General features: G+C 50.0%; 14 protein-coding genes. 6 read left to right on the top strand and 8 right to left on the bottom strand.

Features of this window, described 5'->3' with window-relative positions:
- Positions 1-216: 216 nt before the first annotated feature.
- The 3 genes from lolA (at position 217) to serS (ending at position 3,567) form a co-directional block, all read left to right on the top strand.
- A complete protein-coding gene (gene lolA / locus F3J40_RS14710) occupies positions 217-828 on the top strand; it encodes an outer membrane lipoprotein periplasmic chaperone LolA (RefSeq protein ID WP_167015751.1) in 612 nt (203 codons plus the stop codon).
- Positions 829-835: 7 nt separating this feature from the next.
- Positions 836-2,179, top strand: coding sequence for a replication-associated recombination protein A (locus F3J40_RS14705; RefSeq protein WP_017347022.1), 1,344 nt, complete (start codon positions 836-838; stop codon positions 2,177-2,179).
- A 95-nt stretch (positions 2,180-2,274) separates the two neighbouring features.
- Positions 2,275-3,567 carry a serine--tRNA ligase gene (gene serS / locus F3J40_RS14700; protein ID WP_167015749.1) on the top strand — a complete coding sequence of 431 codons (1,293 nt, stop codon included), beginning with the start codon at positions 2,275-2,277 and terminating at the stop codon, positions 3,565-3,567.
- Positions 3,568-3,600: 33 nt separating this feature from the next.
- Here the strand turns inward: serS and sanA are convergent, their stop codons facing one another.
- The 6 genes from sanA to metG all read right to left on the bottom strand — a co-directional run bounded on the left by sanA (position 3,601) and on the right by metG (position 10,560).
- Positions 3,601-4,344: an outer membrane permeability protein SanA gene (sanA, locus tag F3J40_RS14695; RefSeq protein WP_167015747.1), complete on the bottom strand. Its 744-nt coding sequence runs from the start codon at positions 4,342-4,344 to the stop codon at positions 3,601-3,603.
- Positions 4,345-4,468: 124 nt separating this feature from the next.
- The gene (locus F3J40_RS14690; protein WP_017347025.1) at positions 4,469-6,166 is read right to left on the bottom strand and encodes an NAD-dependent malic enzyme; all 1,698 of its coding nucleotides are present in this window, start codon (positions 6,164-6,166) and stop codon (positions 4,469-4,471) included.
- Positions 6,167-6,307: 141 nt separating this feature from the next.
- The gene (gene cdd, locus F3J40_RS14685; RefSeq protein WP_167015745.1) at positions 6,308-7,198 is read right to left on the bottom strand and encodes a cytidine deaminase; all 891 of its coding nucleotides are present in this window, start codon (positions 7,196-7,198) and stop codon (positions 6,308-6,310) included.
- A 120-nt stretch (positions 7,199-7,318) separates the two neighbouring features.
- Positions 7,319-8,011 (bottom strand): CidB/LrgB family autolysis modulator, encoded by a 693-nt coding sequence (locus F3J40_RS14680; protein ID WP_167016166.1) that lies wholly within the window; start codon positions 8,009-8,011, stop codon positions 7,319-7,321.
- Positions 8,004-8,396 (bottom strand): CidA/LrgA family protein, encoded by a 393-nt coding sequence (locus F3J40_RS14675; protein WP_167015743.1) that lies wholly within the window; start codon positions 8,394-8,396, stop codon positions 8,004-8,006. Before F3J40_RS14675 ends, F3J40_RS14680 begins: the two co-directional genes overlap by 8 nt.
- A 130-nt stretch (positions 8,397-8,526) precedes the next feature.
- Positions 8,527-10,560, bottom strand: a complete 2,034-nt coding sequence (gene metG / locus F3J40_RS14670) for a methionine--tRNA ligase (RefSeq protein ID WP_167015741.1) — start codon at positions 10,558-10,560, stop codon at positions 8,527-8,529.
- 161 nt (positions 10,561-10,721) lie between these two features.
- Between metG and apbC the strand changes: the two genes are divergently transcribed.
- Entirely contained in the window at positions 10,722-11,834 is a 1,113-nt protein-coding gene (apbC, locus tag F3J40_RS14665) for an iron-sulfur cluster carrier protein ApbC (protein WP_167015732.1), read from the top strand.
- Positions 11,835-11,840: 6 nt separating this feature from the next.
- Here apbC and F3J40_RS14660 read toward each other — a convergent pair whose 3' ends face one another.
- Positions 11,841-12,275, bottom strand: a complete 435-nt coding sequence (locus F3J40_RS14660; protein ID WP_167015730.1) for a GNAT family N-acetyltransferase — start codon at positions 12,273-12,275, stop codon at positions 11,841-11,843.
- 231 nt (positions 12,276-12,506) lie between these two features.
- Between F3J40_RS14660 and ahpC the strand changes: the two genes are divergently transcribed.
- Positions 12,507-13,070, top strand: coding sequence for an alkyl hydroperoxide reductase subunit C (ahpC, locus tag F3J40_RS14655; RefSeq protein WP_017347032.1), 564 nt, complete (start codon positions 12,507-12,509; stop codon positions 13,068-13,070).
- Between the two features lie 73 nt (positions 13,071-13,143).
- The gene (gene ahpF / locus F3J40_RS14650) at positions 13,144-14,712 is read left to right on the top strand and encodes an alkyl hydroperoxide reductase subunit F (RefSeq protein WP_167015728.1); all 1,569 of its coding nucleotides are present in this window, start codon (positions 13,144-13,146) and stop codon (positions 14,710-14,712) included.
- A 56-nt stretch (positions 14,713-14,768) separates the two neighbouring features.
- Here the strand turns inward: ahpF and F3J40_RS14645 are convergent, their stop codons facing one another.
- On the bottom strand, positions 14,769-18,593 hold the full coding sequence (locus tag F3J40_RS14645) for a hypothetical protein (RefSeq protein WP_167015726.1): 3,825 nt from the start codon (positions 18,591-18,593) through the stop codon (positions 14,769-14,771).
- Positions 18,594-18,652: the final 59 nt, after the last annotated feature.

Here is an 18,652-nt window from a genome sequence, read left to right as displayed (position 1 = left end):
TAAGCCGCCTTCTTGTTGGGCGGCTTAGTCAGTAACAATTGTTACGGTTGTCTTTACAGGGTTTTACCGGGCCAGCGTATGCTGGCCCGTTGTGTATCTGACAAACCACCCCATATAATTCGCAAGTTTAGGGTTATTCTCCTGGCAACTTGCGCTCGCAGCGACCAAAGTAAGTGCTGTAACAGCGGAAAACAGACCAATAAGGAATTGAAGCAGATGAAATTACGCGTAATCGCCTGTGGCCTACTGGCCACCTTTATGTCTGCCACGGTGCTGGCTGATGCATCCAGCACGCTGCAACAGCGTTTGAATAAAGTGAATAGCTTCCATGCCAGCTTCAGCCAAAAAGTGACCGACAGCACTGGGGCAAACGTGCAGGATGGTCAGGGTGAGCTGTGGGTAAAACGTCCAAGCCTGTTTAACTGGCATATGACCGCACCGGATGAGAGCGTCATCATCTCTGATGGCAAAAATCTGTGGTTCTACAATCCGTTTGTTGAGCAGGCCAGCGTAAGCCTGCTGCAAAATGCCACCAGCAACACGCCGTTCATGCTGATTGCCCGCAACCAGCCTTCTGACTGGCAAAAATATAATGTCAAACAGCAGGGCGATAACTTCGATCTGACGCCGAAGAGTGCAGATGGCAACCTTAAGCAGTTCACCATCACAGTGACCGCAGCCGGGACGATCAATCAGTTCAGCGCCATTGAACAAGATGGGCAACGCAGTAATTACCAGCTGAAAAGTCAGGTTAACGGCGCTATCAGCCCGGATAAATTCACCTTCACGCCACCTCAAGGGGTGACGGTAGACGATCAACGTCAGTGAGGTTTGCGTGAGTAATCTGTCGCTGGATTTTTCGCCTGAAGCCTTCAGGCCTCTGGCTGCCCGTATGCGGCCAGAGACGCTGCAACAGTACATAGGCCAGCAACACCTGTTGGCGGCGGGTAAACCGCTGCCAAGGGCGATTGAAGCGGGCCATCTCCACTCCATGATCCTGTGGGGGCCGCCTGGCACCGGTAAAACAACGCTGGCGGAACTGATTGCACGTTACGGCAATGCGGACGTGGAGCGAATTTCCGCTGTGACGTCGGGCATTAAAGAGATCCGTGAAGCGATAGAACGCGCGCGGCAAAACCGCCAGGTCGGACGGCGTACCATCCTGTTCGTTGATGAAGTGCATCGCTTTAATAAAAGCCAGCAGGATGCATTCTTACCGCACATTGAAGATGGCACCATCACGTTTATCGGTGCCACCACAGAAAACCCGTCCTTTGAACTCAACTCGGCACTGTTATCACGCGCTCGCGTCTACCTGCTAAAATCCCTTACCACAGCGGATATTGAGCAGGTGCTCGATCAGGCGATGCAGGATAAAACCCGTGGTCTTGGCGACAGTGATATCGTGCTGCCTGACAATACCCGGCGCATGATTGCTGAACTGGTCACCGGGGATGCGCGTCGTGCACTCAATACGCTGGAAATGATGGCGGACATGGCCGAGCTTAATGCACAGGGCCAGCGGGAATTAACGCCTCAGCTGTTGAATGAAGTGTCTGGCGAGCGTGCCGCCCGCTTTGATAACAAGGGTGACCGGTTTTATGACCTGATCTCCGCGCTGCACAAGTCAGTACGGGGTTCCGCCCCGGATGCCGCACTCTATTGGTATGCCCGCATTATCACCGCAGGTGGCGATCCACTGTATGTAGCCCGGCGTTTGCTGGCGATAGCGTCTGAAGATGTGGGTAATGCCGATCCCCGCGGCATGCAGGTCGCGATAGCCGCGTGGGACTGCTTCACGCGTGTCGGACCAGCGGAAGGTGAACGAGCAATTGCTCAGGCGATCGTTTATCTGGCTTGCGCACCGAAAAGCAACGCTGTGTACACCGCTTTCAAAGCCGCGATGCGTGATGCGCGGGAAAATCCAGATTACGATGTGCCAGAGCATCTGCGCAACGCACCGACCAAACTGATGCAGGAGATGGGGCTAGGGAAAGAGTACCGCTATGCGCACGATGAGGTGAATGCCTATGCCGCAGGAGAGGTCTATTTCCCGCCTGAAATGGCACAAACGCGCTACTATCATCCACCCACACGTGGGCTGGAAGGTAAAATTGGTGAAAAGCTAGCCTGGCTGGCTGAACAGGATCAAAATAGCCCGATAAAACGCTACCGCTAAAACAGGTGTTGCGGTAAGGTGAGCAATAATTTCAACGCATTCCGTGTGAATGCGTCCCTCCGTTCTATCAATTAACTTCATAAAGCAGGATAAGCATGCTCGATCCCAATCTGCTGCGTAATGAGCCAGACGCAGTCGCTGAAAAACTGGCACGCCGAGGATTCAAACTGGATGTTGAGACGCTGCGCTCCCTTGAAGAGCGCCGTAAAGTATTGCAGGTTGAAACGGAAAATCTGCAGGCTGAGCGTAACGCACGATCCAAATCCATCGGTCAGGCCAAAGCGCGCGGGGAAGATATCGAGCCACTGCGTCAGGAAGTCAACACCCTGGGCGAACGTCTGGATGCGGCAAAAGTTGAGCTGGATGTGCTGCAAAACGAGATCCGTGATTTCGCGCTAGCCATGCCAAACCTGCCAGCGGATGAAGTGCCACTGGGCCGTGATGACAGTGAAAACCTGGAAGTCAGCCGCTGGGGCGAGCCGCGCCAGTTCGATTTCGCAGTAAAAGATCACGTAGAACTGGGCGAACAAGCCAAAGGGCTGGATTTTGCCGCGGCAGTTAAACTGACCGGTTCACGTTTCGTGGTGATGCAGGGGCAGGTTGCGCGCCTGCACCGTGCACTGAGCCAGTTCATGATTGATCTGCACAGTGAAGAGCACGGTTATCTGGAAACCTACGTCCCTTACCTGGTTAACCATGAAACCTTATACGGCACCGGTCAGTTGCCGAAGTTCGGTGGCGATCTGTTCCACACCCGTCCGCTGGAAGAAGAAGCTGACAGCAGCAACTATGCGCTGATCCCAACGGCAGAAGTCCCGTTGACCAACCTGGTGCGTGATGAGATTCTGGAAGAAGAGAATCTGCCACTGAAGCTCACCGCACATACGCCATGCTTCCGTTCTGAAGCGGGCTCTTATGGTCGTGATACCCGTGGCCTGATTCGTATGCACCAGTTCGACAAGGTTGAGATGGTGCAGGTGGTTGCGCCAGAAGCCTCTATGCAGGCACTGGAAGAGCTGACCGGTCATGCTGAAAAGGTTCTGCAACTGCTGAACCTGCCATACCGCAAAATGCTGCTCTGCACCGGCGATATGGGCTTTGGTTCAACCAAAACCTATGACCTGGAAGTCTGGCTGCCAGCGCAAAATACCTACCGTGAAATCTCTTCTTGTTCCAACATGGGTGATTTCCAGGCACGTCGTATGCAAGCCCGTTGCCGTAGCAAGACCGAGAAAAAACCGCGTCTGGTGCATACGCTGAACGGTTCAGGTCTGGCTGTTGGCCGTACGCTGGTTGCGATTCTGGAAAACTATCAGCAGGAAGATGGCCGCATTGCGGTGCCGGAAGTACTGCGTCCTTACATGAAGGGTGCTGAGTTCATCGGCTAATCCCTCAGTAGTGCATAAAAAACCGCAATTTCATCATTGCGGTTTTTTTTCGTCGGGACTTTTTTGCAGTTTCTCTTCTAACCGCAGCAACTGCTCAGGCGTTACCGCCGGGTAGCTGGGGGCATCTTCCGGGATCTCATGGACCGCCGGAATCGGAATTAAGGGGCCAAGAAAACGCGGCTCGCGTTTCATAATGTAGAGATCTGCCAGTGCGCCCAGGCGAGCAGCCACTTCGCGCATGCGAATATTCAGCATATCTTTGGGAGAGGGAACGGCATAGCACTGTGCCTGAATGCCCAGATGCTGCGCAATGAACAGCGCACGCTCACAGTGGAAGCGCTGTGTGATGATAATGAAATCATTGGTATCAAAGACTTTCCGCGTGCGGACAATGGAATCCAGCGTACGGAAACCGGCATAGTCCAGCACGATATCAGCCGGATCAACGCCAGCTTTAATCAGATCGCGCCGCATTGTGACCGGCTCATTGTAGCTCTGTTGCGCATTATCCCCGCTCAGCAACAGGTAATTGACCTTGCCACTGTTATAGGCGTTGAGTGCGCCCTGAATACGGTAAAGGTAATACTGATTGATCACGCCAGTGCGATAATATTTCGCAGTGCCTAAGACCACACCAACCTGACGGTGGGGGAGTTCGGTGACGTTTTCGTAGATGAAGGGGGCGGTTTTCCAACTGATCCAGCGGTCGAGGCCGAGCGCGGTTGCTACCATCAGAAGAATGATAATCAGCAATCCGACAGACAGGCGTTTCAACATGGGTACAGCAATCCAGTGACAGTCATGTTGCAAGGCTACTTGAGCGACAGCCGTAGAGCAAGTTAACGCTGCACGGCTGACGTTTTTTTACCCGAAGTCGAGCCTTTCGGCCCGACTTGGGAGATTAAATCGAGGTACGACGGTAGTGACGGTACTGCGGTAACCAGAAGTTATCCGCAACTGCTTTCGACAGCACATCTTCGGAGGTGACAACAGCCACACCGGCCAACTGAGCCGCTTTACCGACTTCCATCGCGATGATTTTTGACACGCCCTGAATATCCTGAATTTCTGGCAATACCGGACCTTCACCTTCGTTCACCAGCGGCGAGCAGTCTGCCAGCGCGCGGCTGGCGGTCATCAGCATCGAGTCGGTAACGCGTGAAGCACCTGAAGCGATAACACCCAAGCCAATACCCGGGAAGATATAGGAGTTATTACACTGGGCAATCGGATAGGTTTTGCCTTTCCAACTGACCGGAGCAAATGGGCTGCCGGTGGCAACCAGTGCTGCACCGTCAGTCCATGCGATGATATCCGAAGGCTGTGCTTCCACGCGTGACGTTGGATTAGAAAGCGGCATCACGATAGGGCGTGGGCAGTGTTTGTGCATCTCGCGAATAATTTCTTCGGTGAACAGGCCCGGCTGACCCGATACACCAATCAGAATATCCGGGCGCGCATTGCGCACGACATCCAACAGAGAAATGGCTTCGTTAGTGAGATCCCAGCTTGCCAGGTCTTCGCTTTTTTGCACCAGACGGCTCTGGAAGTCGAGCAGGTTTGGCAGCTTGTCCGTCAGCAGGCCGAAGCGGTCAACCATAAACACGCGTGCGCGCGCTTCGGCATCGCTCAGACCTTCGGATTTCATCTCGGCGATAATCTGCTCGGCAATACCACAGCCCGCAGAGCCTGCGCCAAGGAAGGCCACTTTCTGGTCACGCAGACGGCTGCCTGCCGCACGGCTTGCCGCAATCAGCGTCCCTACAGCCACCGCTGCGGTGCCTTGAATATCATCGTTGAAGCAGCAAACTTCGTCACGATAGCGTTCCAGGAGCGGCATCGCGTTTTTCTGCGCAAAGTCTTCAAACTGCAACAGCGCTTTTGGCCAGCGACGTTTTACTGCCTGAATGAAATCGTTGACGAAGGCATCATACTCTTCGCCTGTAATACGCGGGCTACGCCAGCCCATATACAGCGGGTCGTTCAGCAGTTGCTGGTTGTTAGTACCCACATCCAGTACCACAGGTAAGGTATAGGCCGGGCTGATGCCGCCACAGGCGGTATACAGGGAGAGCTTACCAATTGGAATGCCCATGCCGCCAATGCCGAGGTCGCCCAGACCAAGAATGCGCTCACCGTCAGTCACGACAATGACTTTTACGTTCTGCTTGGTGGCGTTTTGCAGCATATCTTCGATGTGCGCACGGTTAGGATAAGAGATGAAAACGCCGCGCGCACGACGATAAATTTCGGAGAACTGTTCACAAGCTGCACCCACGGTCGGGGTATAGATGATGGGCATCATTTCAGCGAGATGGTTATCGAGCAGGCGATAGAACAGGGTTTCGTTGGTATCCTGGATATTGCGCAGATAGATGTGCTTATCGATATTGGTCTTGAAGTCCTGGAACTGACGCCATGCGCGCTGTGCCTGTTCTTCAATGGTTTCTACTGCTTCGGGTAGCAGGCCATTCAGATTAAACTCGTTACGTTCTTCCACTGAGAACGCACTGCCTTTGTTCAGCAGGGGAAATTCCAGCAAAATCGGTCCGGCGTAGGGAATGTATAAAGGTCGCTTACTTTCGTACTCGAGTTCCATTAAGTGATGCTCCGGTTGCGGTGTTGAATTTTTATTGTTGTGCTGTTTCAGAATGCTGGCGTCAGATCCTAGTAAATTTGCGCCAGAAGTACAGCACTTGTTAATAAAAGGTCATAAATCCCGGCGCAACCGGCTTCAGCGTCAGGGCTTTTGCAGCGCGACGCGGGCAATGTTGTCACAGCCCAGCGCGTGCAGCGTGGCAGAAAAATCGGCCCACTGGCTGATTATCGCGTCTGATGATTCCGCTAATACCGCCTGTTGCAGGTCATCGATGCTCTCACCACTAAGGTTCAGGGCGATCAGCGCGGCCTGTAATGGCGGCAGTGAGGGGTTGAAAGCGGCATTTTCTGCGTAGGAGCCGCTAAACTGTCGGCCACCTTTTGTCAGTAGCGCAACCCCGCTGTGAGCGTGGCTGTAAGGCGCATGGCTACGGTTAGCCGCGGCAATCGCTGCCTGATCCAGCGCTTCTCCGTTCAGGAGATAACCATGGTTGCACGCATCCAGCAAGAAAGTGGTGACGGCCAGATCGCGTGGGCCAAAGGCATTCGGCAGATAGTCCGCCAGCTTACTCTGCGCCCGCTCTGGCAGGCGAATGGATAACTCAAGGCCACTGTTCAACTCATTCATAAACTGGCGACAGTGGCCGCACGGCGTGTAATTGACGGTGATACTCTGCAATCCCTGCTCACCTCGCACCCAGGCATGGGTAATGGCGCTTTGCTCAGCATGCACGGTTTGTTGCAAGGCCACGCCGCGAAATTCCATATTGGCACCGAAATACCAGTGCCCGCTTTTGCCGTGTGCAATCGCCCCAACGGAAAAGTGCGAAACTGCTTCCAGTGCGCATGCAGCCGCAAGCGGTAACAGCGCCAGTGCCAAATGATGCTCATCCAGCCCACTTTGCTGCTGTAACTGTGCCACCTGTTCTGGGGTTAAGAACCCCGCGAAATCAGGGGCGGCAATCACCGGTTGCACGGCGGCCTGGAGTGTGGCGGGCAGAGAAGCCAAGGCTTCGGAAAATCGTGGGTGCATATCAACCTCGTTATCAATCACTGCGGCAAGTGGCCGCCTCGCTGTTATATGTGATCTATATCAGACTGACAATGCAACAAGTTGCGCTTGTTTCATCTTTGCGAGATGTCTCGCAAACTTTCAGCCGATCCAGCGCATCAGCAACGGGAAGAGCAAGGGGGCCAGTAGCGAAGTGATAATGCCGCAAATCACCAGTGCCAGGGAGCTAAAAGCACCTTCCTGATAATCCATTTCCACAGCGCGTGCCGTACCCAGCGCGTGGGACGCATTGCCCATGGCTAGCCCGCGTGCGGCTTTGCTCCGAATGCCCAGCAAATTAAACAACATATGCGCAAACACCGCGCCTAGCGTACCGGCGATTAAGACGCAAATCGCACTGATAGCGGGGATGCCGCCCAGGGTTGCCGACACGGCCATAGCAATCGGCGTGGTCACCGATTTAGGCATCACCGTGGCGGCAATTTCCTGCGAAGCGCCCAGCCACAGTGCGATGGCGGTGCCGGAGACCATCGCAGTCACACTGCCGATGGCACAGACTGTGATTATCAATTTCCAGCGAGCGCGAATTTGATGGATCTGCTCATACAGCGGAATGGCCAGCGCCACCACCGCTGGTTGCAGCAGCTGATTAAGGATTTCACTCCCGGCAAAATAGCGGTTGTAGGGGAGCCGTAAGAGCAGTAGCAGTGGAATGATGATCGCCATGGCAATCAGTAACGGGTTGACCAGCGGGCTTTTAAAGCGCGACGCCAGCGTGCGTGCCAGCCAATAGACCGCCACGCTGAGCGGCAGTGACCACCAAAAATCATGCATCATCCTGCTCCGTTGGTGTCTTCACCCGGTTTATTTTTTCGCTACAGTAGCCCACGGTAAGCAGCACCAGAAACGTACTGACAAAACAGGACACCATCAGCGGGCCAAACTGCGCCAGCAGCACCTGCCACCACACCATGATGCCGACGCTAATCGGAATAAACAGCAGCAGCATATTGCGCATCAGCAGGTGCCCGCCAGGTTTGACCCACTCAATGTTCACCAGTTGGCTGGTCAGCAAAGCGAACAGGATCAGCATGCCGATAATACTGCCAGGCAGCGCAAACGGCAGGAGGGTAGCAATGCCATTACCCGCCCACAGACACAGATAAAGAATGATAAAAGCACGCAGCAAACGCCCAGAGGTGGCGAGTAGGTTCAGCATGTTGGCTCCAGAGGATCGTATGAAACGTCGCTATTTGAACAGGTTATCTGAAGCAGGCGGAGGTGTCAGTATTAAGACGGGAAAGCGAGGGGGAGAATGAGGCTCCCTCGTGCGGAGGGAGCCTGATAAATTACTTCACTGGCATACCCGGCTGTGCGCCGCTGTCTACCGAGAGGACGAACAGATCCTTACCGCCAGGGCCGGCTGAAAGCACCATGCCTTCCGAGATGCCAAAGCGCATCTTACGCGGTGCCAGGTTGGCAACAATAATGGTCATTTTGCCCACCAGCACTGAGGGATCTGGATATGCCGCACGGATACCAGAGAAGATTTGACGCTTCTCTCCGCCCAGATCCAGCTCAAGGCGTAGCAGTTTGTCAGAACCTTCAACCAGCTCAGCCTTTTCGATCAGCGCAACGCGCATATCAACCTTGGCAAAATCATCAATGGTGATCGCTTCGCCAATCGGTGCATCTGCCAGTGGGCCGGTTGCTGCCGGGGCGTTCGCTGCGGCAGCTTCTTCTTTAGAAGCATCAATCAGCGCGGTCACTTTGGTCATTTCGATACGGCCATACAGGGCTTTAAACGGTGCAACCTGATGATCAAGCAGTGGCTGTGCAATCGCATCCCAGCTCAGTTCCGTGTTGAGGAAGGCTTCGGCACGTGCTGTCAGTGATGGCATCACGGGCTTCAGCCAGGTCATCAGAACGCGGAACAGGTTGATGCCCATTGAGCAGATAGCTTGCAAATCAGCATCACGGCCTTCCTGCTTCGCCACCACCCACGGTGCCTGCTCATCCACATAGCGGTTGGCGATATCCGCCAGCGCCATGATTTCGCGGATGGCGCGGTTATATTCACGGCTGGCCCAGGCTTCACCAATGCGCTCTGAAGCATCGATGAAGGTCTGATACAGCGCTGGGTCCGCCAGTTCTGCGGCCAGTTTGCCGTCAAAGCGTTTGCTGATAAAGCCCGCATTACGCGAAGCCAGATTGACCACTTTGTTAACGATATCGGCGTTAACGCGCTGCACGAAATCTTCCAAATTCAGGTCGATATCATCAATGCGTGAAGAGAGTTTCGCTGCATAGTAGTAACGCAGGCTGTCGGCATCCAGATGCTGCAACCAGGTGCTGGCTTTGATGAAGGTTCCGCGCGATTTAGACATTTTCGCGCCATTTACCGTCACATAACCGTGCACAAACAGGTTGTTCGGCTTACGGAAGTTACTGCCTTCCAGCATGGCTGGCCAGAACAGGCTGTGGAAATAGACGATGTCTTTACCGATAAAGTGATACAGCTCGGTGGTGGAATCTTTCTTCCAGAACTCGTCGAAATCAATGTCGCCGCGTTTGTCACACAGGTTTTTGAATGAACCCATGTAGCCAATCGGTGCATCCAGCCAGACGTAGAAATATTTGCCCGGCGCATCGGGAATTTCGAAGCCGAAATAAGGTGCATCGCGGGAGATATCCCACTGCTGCAAGCCTGATTCGAACCACTCCTGCATTTTGTTCGCCACTTGCTCTTGCAGCGCGCCTGAACGCGTCCAGGTCTGCAACATGGCGCTGAATGACGGCAGGTCAAAGAAGAAGTGTTCAGAATCACGCAATACCGGGGTCGCGCCTGAAACCACTGATTTTGGATCAATCAGCTCCGTTGGGCTGTAGGTGGCGCTGCACACTTCACAGTTGTCACCGTACTGATCCGGTGACTTACATTTCGGGCAGGTGCCTTTCACAAAACGATCGGGCAGGAACATGCCTTTTTCCGGATCGTACAGCTGTGAGATGGTGCGGTTTTTAATAAAACCGTTCTCTTTCAGACGGGTGTAAATCAGCGCTGACAGCTCACGGTTCTCTTCACCGTGGGTGGAGTGATAGTTGTCATAGCTGATATCAAATCCGGCAAAGTCAGTCTGATGTTCGGTTTTCATCTCTTCGATCATCTGCTCCGGCGCGATACCCAGTTGCTGAGCTTTCAGCATAATTGGGGTTCCGTGAGCATCGTCTGCACAGATGAAGTAAACCTGATTGCCACGCATTCGCTGGTAACGCACCCAAATGTCTGCCTGAATGTGTTCAAGCATGTGACCGAGATGGATTGAACCGTTCGCGTACGGCAGAGCGCACGTTACCATTATCTTTTTAGCGACTTGAGTCATAGTTTGCGTAGCTTACTGTTGATTGACAAATTGGGCTTAGATGTTAACCGATGCACCCTCTGGCGTAAACACGAGGCGCAGTCACTCATTCGTCTGGGCTATCTGATATTATTGTTTAATCACTGATGTATATGGCCTTGAGACAAGCAAAAGGAGTGGGGATGAGTACACAATCCCAGGCATCACATTCGCCGGAAGCACTGCGTGCAATTGTGGCAAATGTCCTGAACGGCTTTGAACACCCAACGTTACAGCAGCGTCTGGGGCAGCTCAAAGCCCTGCGCCACGTTGCTTTACTGGATGGCAAGCTGCATATCGATATTGAAATGCCGTTCGCGTGGCAGAGCGCGTTTGAACAGTTGCAATCCCAGACCAGCGCAGATCTGTTGCGTTTGACCGCGAGCCAGGCCATTGACTGGCGTCTGAGCTATGACATCGCCACCCTCAAGCGGGTAAAAAATCAGCCCGGCGTCAACGGGGTAAAAAATATCCTCGCCGTGAGCTCTGGCAAAGGGGGAGTGGGGAAATCCAGCACTGCGGTTAACCTGGCGCTGGCGCTGGCCGCCGAAGGGGCGCGAGTGGGCCTGCTGGATGCCGATATCTACGGCCCATCCATCCCCACCATGCTGGGGGTGGAAAATGAGAGACCAACCTCGCCGGATGGCACCCACATGGCACCGATTATGTCGCACGGGCTGGCAACCAACTCCATTGGCTATCTGGTGACGGATGACAACGCCATGGTCTGGCGTGGCCCCATGGCGAGTAAAGCGCTGATGCAGTTGCTCAACGAAACGCTGTGGCCCGAACTGGACTACCTGATCCTCGACATGCCACCAGGCACGGGGGATATTCAGCTGACGCTGGCGCAAAACGTCCCGGTGACTGGCGCAATCGTAGTGACGACTCCGCAGGACATCGCGCTAATGGATGCCCGTAAAGGTCTGGTGATGTTTGAAAAAGTACAGGTGCCGGTGCTGGGTGTGGTGGAAAATATGAGCATTCATATCTGTAGCGAATGCGGCCACCATGAGCCCATCTTTGGTACGGGTGGTGCACAGCGGCTGGTTGTGGATTACCACACGCGCCTGCTGGCTCAGCTGCCTTTACACATTCATCTGCGCGAAGATCTTGATGATGGTGAACCCACGGTGATCCGCCGTCCAGACAGCGAGTTAACCACGATTTATCGCCAGCTCGCGGCTGAAGTTGCGGCACAGCTCTACTGGCAAGGTCAGGTCATTCCGGGCGATATCGCGTTCCGCGCGGTGTAATCCGACTTATCTGCGCCCTGGGAGCAGGTAGTGCATGAGCAGATAGCTGCCTTGCTCGCTTTCTCCCTGCGCAACGCTTTGCCAGCCGTGATGCCGATAAAACTGCTGTGCAGCCCGGTTGTGCAGCAGGCATTTCAGTGCACCGGTTGAAGTGAAGCGGGACTGCACAAATTGCAGCAGTGCGCTGCCGACACCGCTGCGTTGGCAATCCGGATCAACGTACAGGCTGTGCAGGAAGTTGTCATTCTCCAGCACGGCTGCAAAGCCAACCCGCTTTCCTTGCTGCTCTGCCACCCACACCGTTTCGCCGATAATTACACCATCCAGATCTTCCAGTTGCCAGGCACTGCCGTCCAGCCAGTGCCAGTTCTCCCGCCGTGCGGCGAGGAAAAGGGTACGGAGAAAAGGGCGATCGGCTTCGTGAAAAGGTCGTATCTGCACATGCATCTCCTGGTTATCTGATCGCATACTCGTCATCGCTGTCATTCTCTGGAAAAGAAAACCCCCTTAAATCCCCTTGTTTCTGTGTACAATGCGCCGGTTTTCATCGGGCCATGCGTAACATCATGGGGATTTGATAGTTTTCAGTTATTCAATTGATAACACCTGCTTATTAGCACCTGGTCTGAAAATTCTGTAACGTAGCTCACATATTTTAACGGAGGTCACCTAATGTCTATCATTAACACCAAAATCAAGCCATTCGCTAACGACGCGTTCAAAAACGGTCAGTTCATCAAAGTCACCGAGAAAGACGTTGAAGGTAAATGGAGTGTGTTCTTCTTCTACCCAGCAGACTTCACCTTTGTTTGCCCAACTGAGCTGGGTGACGTTGCTGACCACCACGACGAGTTGCAGAAACTGGGCGTAGATATCTACTCCGTTTCTACCGACACTCACTTTACCCACAAAGCCTGGCACGGTTCTTCTGAAACCATCGCAAAAATCAAATATGCGATGATCGGCGACCCAACTGGCGCACTGACCCGCAACTTCGAAGTGATGCGTGAAGATGAAGGCCTGGCTGACCGTGGTACTTTCATCGTTGACCCACAGGGCATCATCCAGGCTGTTGAAATCACCGCTGAAGGCATTGGCCGTGACGCATCTGACCTGATCCGCAAAATCAAAGCGGCTCAGTATGTTGCTTCTCACCCAGGCGAAGTTTGCCCGGCTAAATGGAAAGAAGGCGAAGCAACTCTGGCTCCATCTCTGGACCTGGTTGGCAAAATCTAATTTTTCTGCCGTACCGACCTTTCTCTCATCGGGTGCTACGGCACCCGATTTCTTCTGACCAGGAAACGACACTATGCTCGACGCTAACTTAAAAAACCAACTCAAAGCCTACCTTGAGAAATTAACGAAACCAGTTGAGTTGATCGCTACTCTGGATGACGGTGCAAAATCTGCGGAAATCCGCGATCTGCTGCAGGATATTGCAACGCTGTCGGAAAAAGTCACCTACCGTGAAGAGAACGATCGTCCGGCGCGTAAGCCTTCATTTTTGATCACCAACCCAGGTGCTGAACACGGCCCGAGTTTTGCCGGTTCGCCTATGGGTCACGAATTTACCTCACTGGTGCTGGCTCTGCTGCAAACCGGTGGGCACCCTTCGAAAGAGTCACAGGATCTGCTGGAGCAGATCAAACTGCTGGAAGGGGATTTTACCTTTGAAACCTACTACTCGCTGACGTGCCACAACTGCCCGGACGTGGTGCAGGCGCTGAACCTGATGGCGGTGCTGAACCCACGCATCAAGCATACCGCTATTGATGGTGGCATCTTCCAGAACGAGATTCAGGAACGCAATGTGATGGGCGTGCCGGCCGTCTACCTGAATGGCCAGGAGTTTGGTCAGGGGCGCATGAGCCTCGCAGAGATCGTGGCTAAAGTGGATACCAACGCCGAAAAGCGTGCGGCTGAAGCGTTGAATCAACGTGCGGCCTATGATGTTTTGATCGTGGGTAGCGGTCCGGCGGGTGCTGCTGCAGCGGTTTACTCTGCACGTAAAGGGATCCGTACCGGCCTGATGGGCGAGCGTTTTGGTGGACAGGTACTGGATACGGTAGATATCGAAAACTACATTTCAGTGCAGAAAACCGAAGGCGCTAAGCTGGCGGGTGCCCTGCGAGCTCACGTGAATGATTATGACGTGGATGTGATTGATACGCAGAGCGCAATCAAACTGATCCCTGCCGCGAAAGAGGGGGGTTTGCACGCCATTGAAACGGCTTCTGGCGCTGTACTGAAATCCCACAGCATCATCATTGCCACTGGCGCGCGCTGGCGTAACATGGGTGTGCCGGGCGAAGAAACATACCGTACCAAAGGCGTCACCTACTGTCCGCACTGCGATGGCCCGCTGTTTAAAGGCAAACGTGTCGCGGTGATTGGCGGCGGTAACTCGGGTGTTGAAGCCGCTATTGATCTGGCCGGTATCGTTGAGCATGTCACCCTGCTCGAATTTGCTGCCGAAATGCGTGCCGATCAGGTGTTGCAGAATAAGCTGCGTAGCCTGAAAAATGTCGATGTGATTTTGAACGCACAAACCACCGAAGTGAAAGGCGATGGCACCAAAGTCACCAGCCTGCAATACGTTGACCGCGTTAATCAAACAACGCATGACGTCGCGCTGTCCGGTATTTTTGTGCAGATCGGCCTGTTGCCAAACACCAACTGGCTGGAAGGCGCGGTGGAACGCAATCGCATCGGTGAAATCATCATTGATGCGAAAACAGAAACCAGCCTGAAAGGCGTATTTGCTGCCGGGGATTGCACCACCGTGCCTTATAAGCAAATTATTATTGCCAGCGGCGAAGGTGCTAAGGCTTCACTGAGTGCGTTTGATTATCTGATTCGCACCAAACCTGCCGAGTAACTGATGTGATAACTGGCATCTGAAGGGTGCCAGTTATGATTTTTATCTTCATGCTGTTACGGATGCCAGAATCCCAGGGCACTAAACAGGCTTTCCTGTTGGGAGGTATTGCCTGCAATCATTGTCGCGTTAAGGCTCGGTGTAGCGTGCGTAGAGGTGAGATTGCTTTTTTTAAACAGCATTTGATAGAGGTCTATATAACCTGTAACCGCATCGATAATTAACATTTCAGGCGTCTTATCTATCATCGATTTTATTGAAATTGATGTAATCTCCCTCAAAATATGCAATAAACTGTCTCCTTGAGCTGAACCTCCACCGATAATATTACTTACTGCATATAAATCACCAACGTTAATGGTTCGATGGCCATTATTAATGGTTGGCATGTATTCAGCAATGGATTTTGCCGCACTGTCACTGCAATGTAGCATTCTTTTTATATTATCAATGCTGGGGTTTGCAGAGATGGCATGAAACTGTTGAATGGTGCTTGAAAGCACATCTCTTGTTTCTACTACCCTTTTTCTTACCCCCGGCATGAGTGAAATGAGATCGGAGAGTTGGAGAAATCTATCTTCTGTTGCCGTAAAGCGCTTTTTAGCCTCATTTGCGTATTCATACATTCTGACAAGCTCGTCATTAAGAAGGTTGATGTCCGTTGCAATGCTTTGTAGTGGTGTCAATAAGTTGTTGATTTTATTTTCAATGAGCGATAATTTTTGATTGATTGCGATTTCAGATGAAAAAATATTATTTTTTAAAGTCTGAGTAATGCGTATATCATCATCTATTAACTCGTGAGTTTGTAAAAATGAATATTCTACCATGTCGTTAAGTAGCGATTTTATATCGGCTGGTGCATTTTTTGATAGTGATTTTAAAGATCGCGCATAGGATATGTCGCCATATAAACGAGCGACCAGATAGTCCATGTCCTGACTGACGGCAAATCTTGCATCGGCAATAATATCCTGATGAAGAGAACGAATAAATGCTTTTCTGTTTGACGTATAAGTGTGCTTAGGGAGCGGCGTTGCAATGCTTATTGCAGCACTGGAAAATGTAGCTGCTCCCCAGTAGAAAATACTTTTATATAAATCGTCATTAGAATTTTTAAGTTCATCATAATTACTTGCCAGGCTTTTTCCCAGCAGTGCGCTGTTAACGTTAGCGAGCAGGTCTACTAGCGTAAATGGAAGGTATTTAAGGAAGAATTTACTCCCCATCGATAAATTAGGTGTGGGAAATAATACTGATCCAATAGAAAATAGTATGATGAATACATCCATCCACTCTTTGGTGTTTCTAATCTCTCTCTCATCCCAGGAGAACCATTTATCATCTGCCGTAAAAATAAAGTCATCAATTTCATCCTTTAGGCGTGTATTTTTATTTTCAATAATGTTATTGATTATCTTTAGCTTGTGTTTGTCTGGATGTGTAGATAAAGAGAAGTTAGTGAATTTTAATGCGTCACTCTCATAGAGCCGATAGATTTTGGTAGCAGGGCCGGCTGGACCGTCAACATCAATAAATGTCATTTTTACATGCGTAAGATAGTCACTGTTCTTGTCTGGTATATAGCGGGGGGATAATTCTTCTTGCAGGAAATTCCTCAGATTTTCAACCTCTCTGGAGATATCTCTATAGCCTTTTTCATGCATAGCTTTACGACTTTCTAAGCTATCCAGATAATCTTTTCTGACATTATCATCAATACTGATATGGCTTTTTGTTGAGATATATTTACGTTCTGGACCCAGAAGCGCGGGCAGGCGTACTATTTCTTGCTGCTCCAGGCTGACGAGCAAACTTTCAAATCCATCGTGACTACCGTTTCCTTTTCTCAAAGGAATACAGATTATACTATGCGGAACATGTTCACCTACAGGATTATCATTGATCCCTACCAGATACCCCTGGGATCTTCCATTGAAAAAGTCAGATAATTTCTGTTTTTCTGACTGACTGATATGGATATTGTAGGTTTTAGTGTAATGGTCGATATTACTGATGTTTTTTAGTTCATCGATCCGCTTGTTTAATCTGCCATATGAACCAATAAGATAACTGGCATCATATTTTAAGTTGTCAACCTGAGCGATGAGATTCTGCTCCCAGTTACTGGTTTTGATTGATATTTCTTCAATGAGCTCACGAATGTCTTTATCCAATATCAATGCATTCATGTCGCTATCTGTAGGGTTCCATTTCCGATAAAAAGCAACCGCTTCCGCAAATGTTATTCGTATGGATTTTTTTGCATCGGAAAAGTTATTTGCATTCTCCCATTTTATCTCCGCATAATCGCTGAAGGGGAATAGACGTTTAATAAACATTTCAGATCGCGTCATTCTCTTGTTAATAATAATGTAAATAAGAGATTCGCTATTCAGTTTTTTATTGGTGTCATCGAAGTAAGATTTGTTTTTTTCTTTTTCAGCCAAGGAGATCATTTCATTTAAGTAATTAGAGAATTTAATTTTCCAGTTAAAAATCTCCGGAGATGAATTCTTTATATCCACGAAGGTCAAATGCTGTTGGATGTTGTTCATTTCTTTGGTTATTTTGTTTTCTTGTGACCATTTTTTTATTTTTTTATAAATTTCACCATCATAGTGGCTTGTTCGATTGTAGTTTTCATCATTAATGTTACGTATTTTCTTCAGGGTTGATTTGTTTATCATTTTAATATTGACCTGATTGGAGTAGCCATGTAATGCATCTACTTCTAATATATAACTTAATGCATGAATAAAGCCGTCGCCAAGAAATGTTTTCTGCCAGGATTCACGTTGATTGAATTTTTGAATTTTACTTAATGATGAAAGGTAATTTGTTTTATCGGAAAATATAACGTCAATAATTCCTTTTATAATTTCATTGCGAAATTTTTCAATTTGCCCAATCAGCCCAATATAGTGCGTTACAGCAAGTTTATCCATGAGGTATAAAGCATCAGGTTTATTAATTTTTTTCCTTTCCTCTATGTGTGATACATATAACTCAGTCATAACCTCGAGTTGATATCCTATAAGATGGTCAATTTTTACTTGCTCCTGTTGCACTTCGATTAAGGATCTAGTGCTATGGATTTTATCTCGGCTTAATTTTATTTGGTATGCTATATGATTTAGCATTACAGACAGCATGGATTTTTTTTCATGGTGTAAAATCGTTGTCGTGTTTCCTGGGGTAGCGGTGCTAAATTTACCATGTAACAATATATTATCGCTAATGGAGTCAAAGCTCTTTTTAATTGGGTCTGGTAGTTGAGTGAAAGATCTCACGTTTAACATGGAGGTTTTTTTTAAGTAATCGCCGTAATATATGTTTTTAATAACATTAGTTTCATCTCTTTTGATATAGGAATACTTTTTATAAAATGCATCGGTAATATTTCTCTTTTTTATGAATGTTTTTTCTTGCTCGTCAAGAAATTTAACACAGCCATGAAATATTTCCCTTCTGCTTAATTTAAACGTCACGGAAGTATTGAAATGTAATTCACCACCAATGGATTTTTTTATATCCTGCAATAGATTACCGGATCGACGTATGTTTTTTAACATAACCACTGGGGCATGCAGCTCTTTCCATTTATTTTCTGATATTGTTCTAAAAAATCTGAAGATGAAATTTACATCTTCAGTTGAATTACTCCGAGGATGTGTTGAGTTTATGTTGACTGAATCTCCATCATTAAATGTAAATTTAATGATATGTGATAAGCCGGGTGCGGGGGATCTTTTCTTCCGCAGGTTGTTAAAATCAGAGGGGTGGTTAAATTCATTGTCCGGGTAATTTTCAGGGTGCTTTTTTGTGAATTTTATTTCATTTTCAAAAAATGGTGCGCTGCTCACATCAGAAATTTTCACAATTGTTCTCCTGAGTTATATGACTTAATCTGCATTCATCAATTTTATTTCAGTTATTT

Source organism: Candidatus Pantoea multigeneris (assembly GCF_011752615.1).
Taxonomy (GTDB): domain Bacteria; phylum Pseudomonadota; class Gammaproteobacteria; order Enterobacterales; family Enterobacteriaceae; genus Pantoea; species Pantoea multigeneris.
Note: the sequence above shows the minus strand (reverse complement) of the source record. Positions and strands in the feature narration are given on the sequence as shown.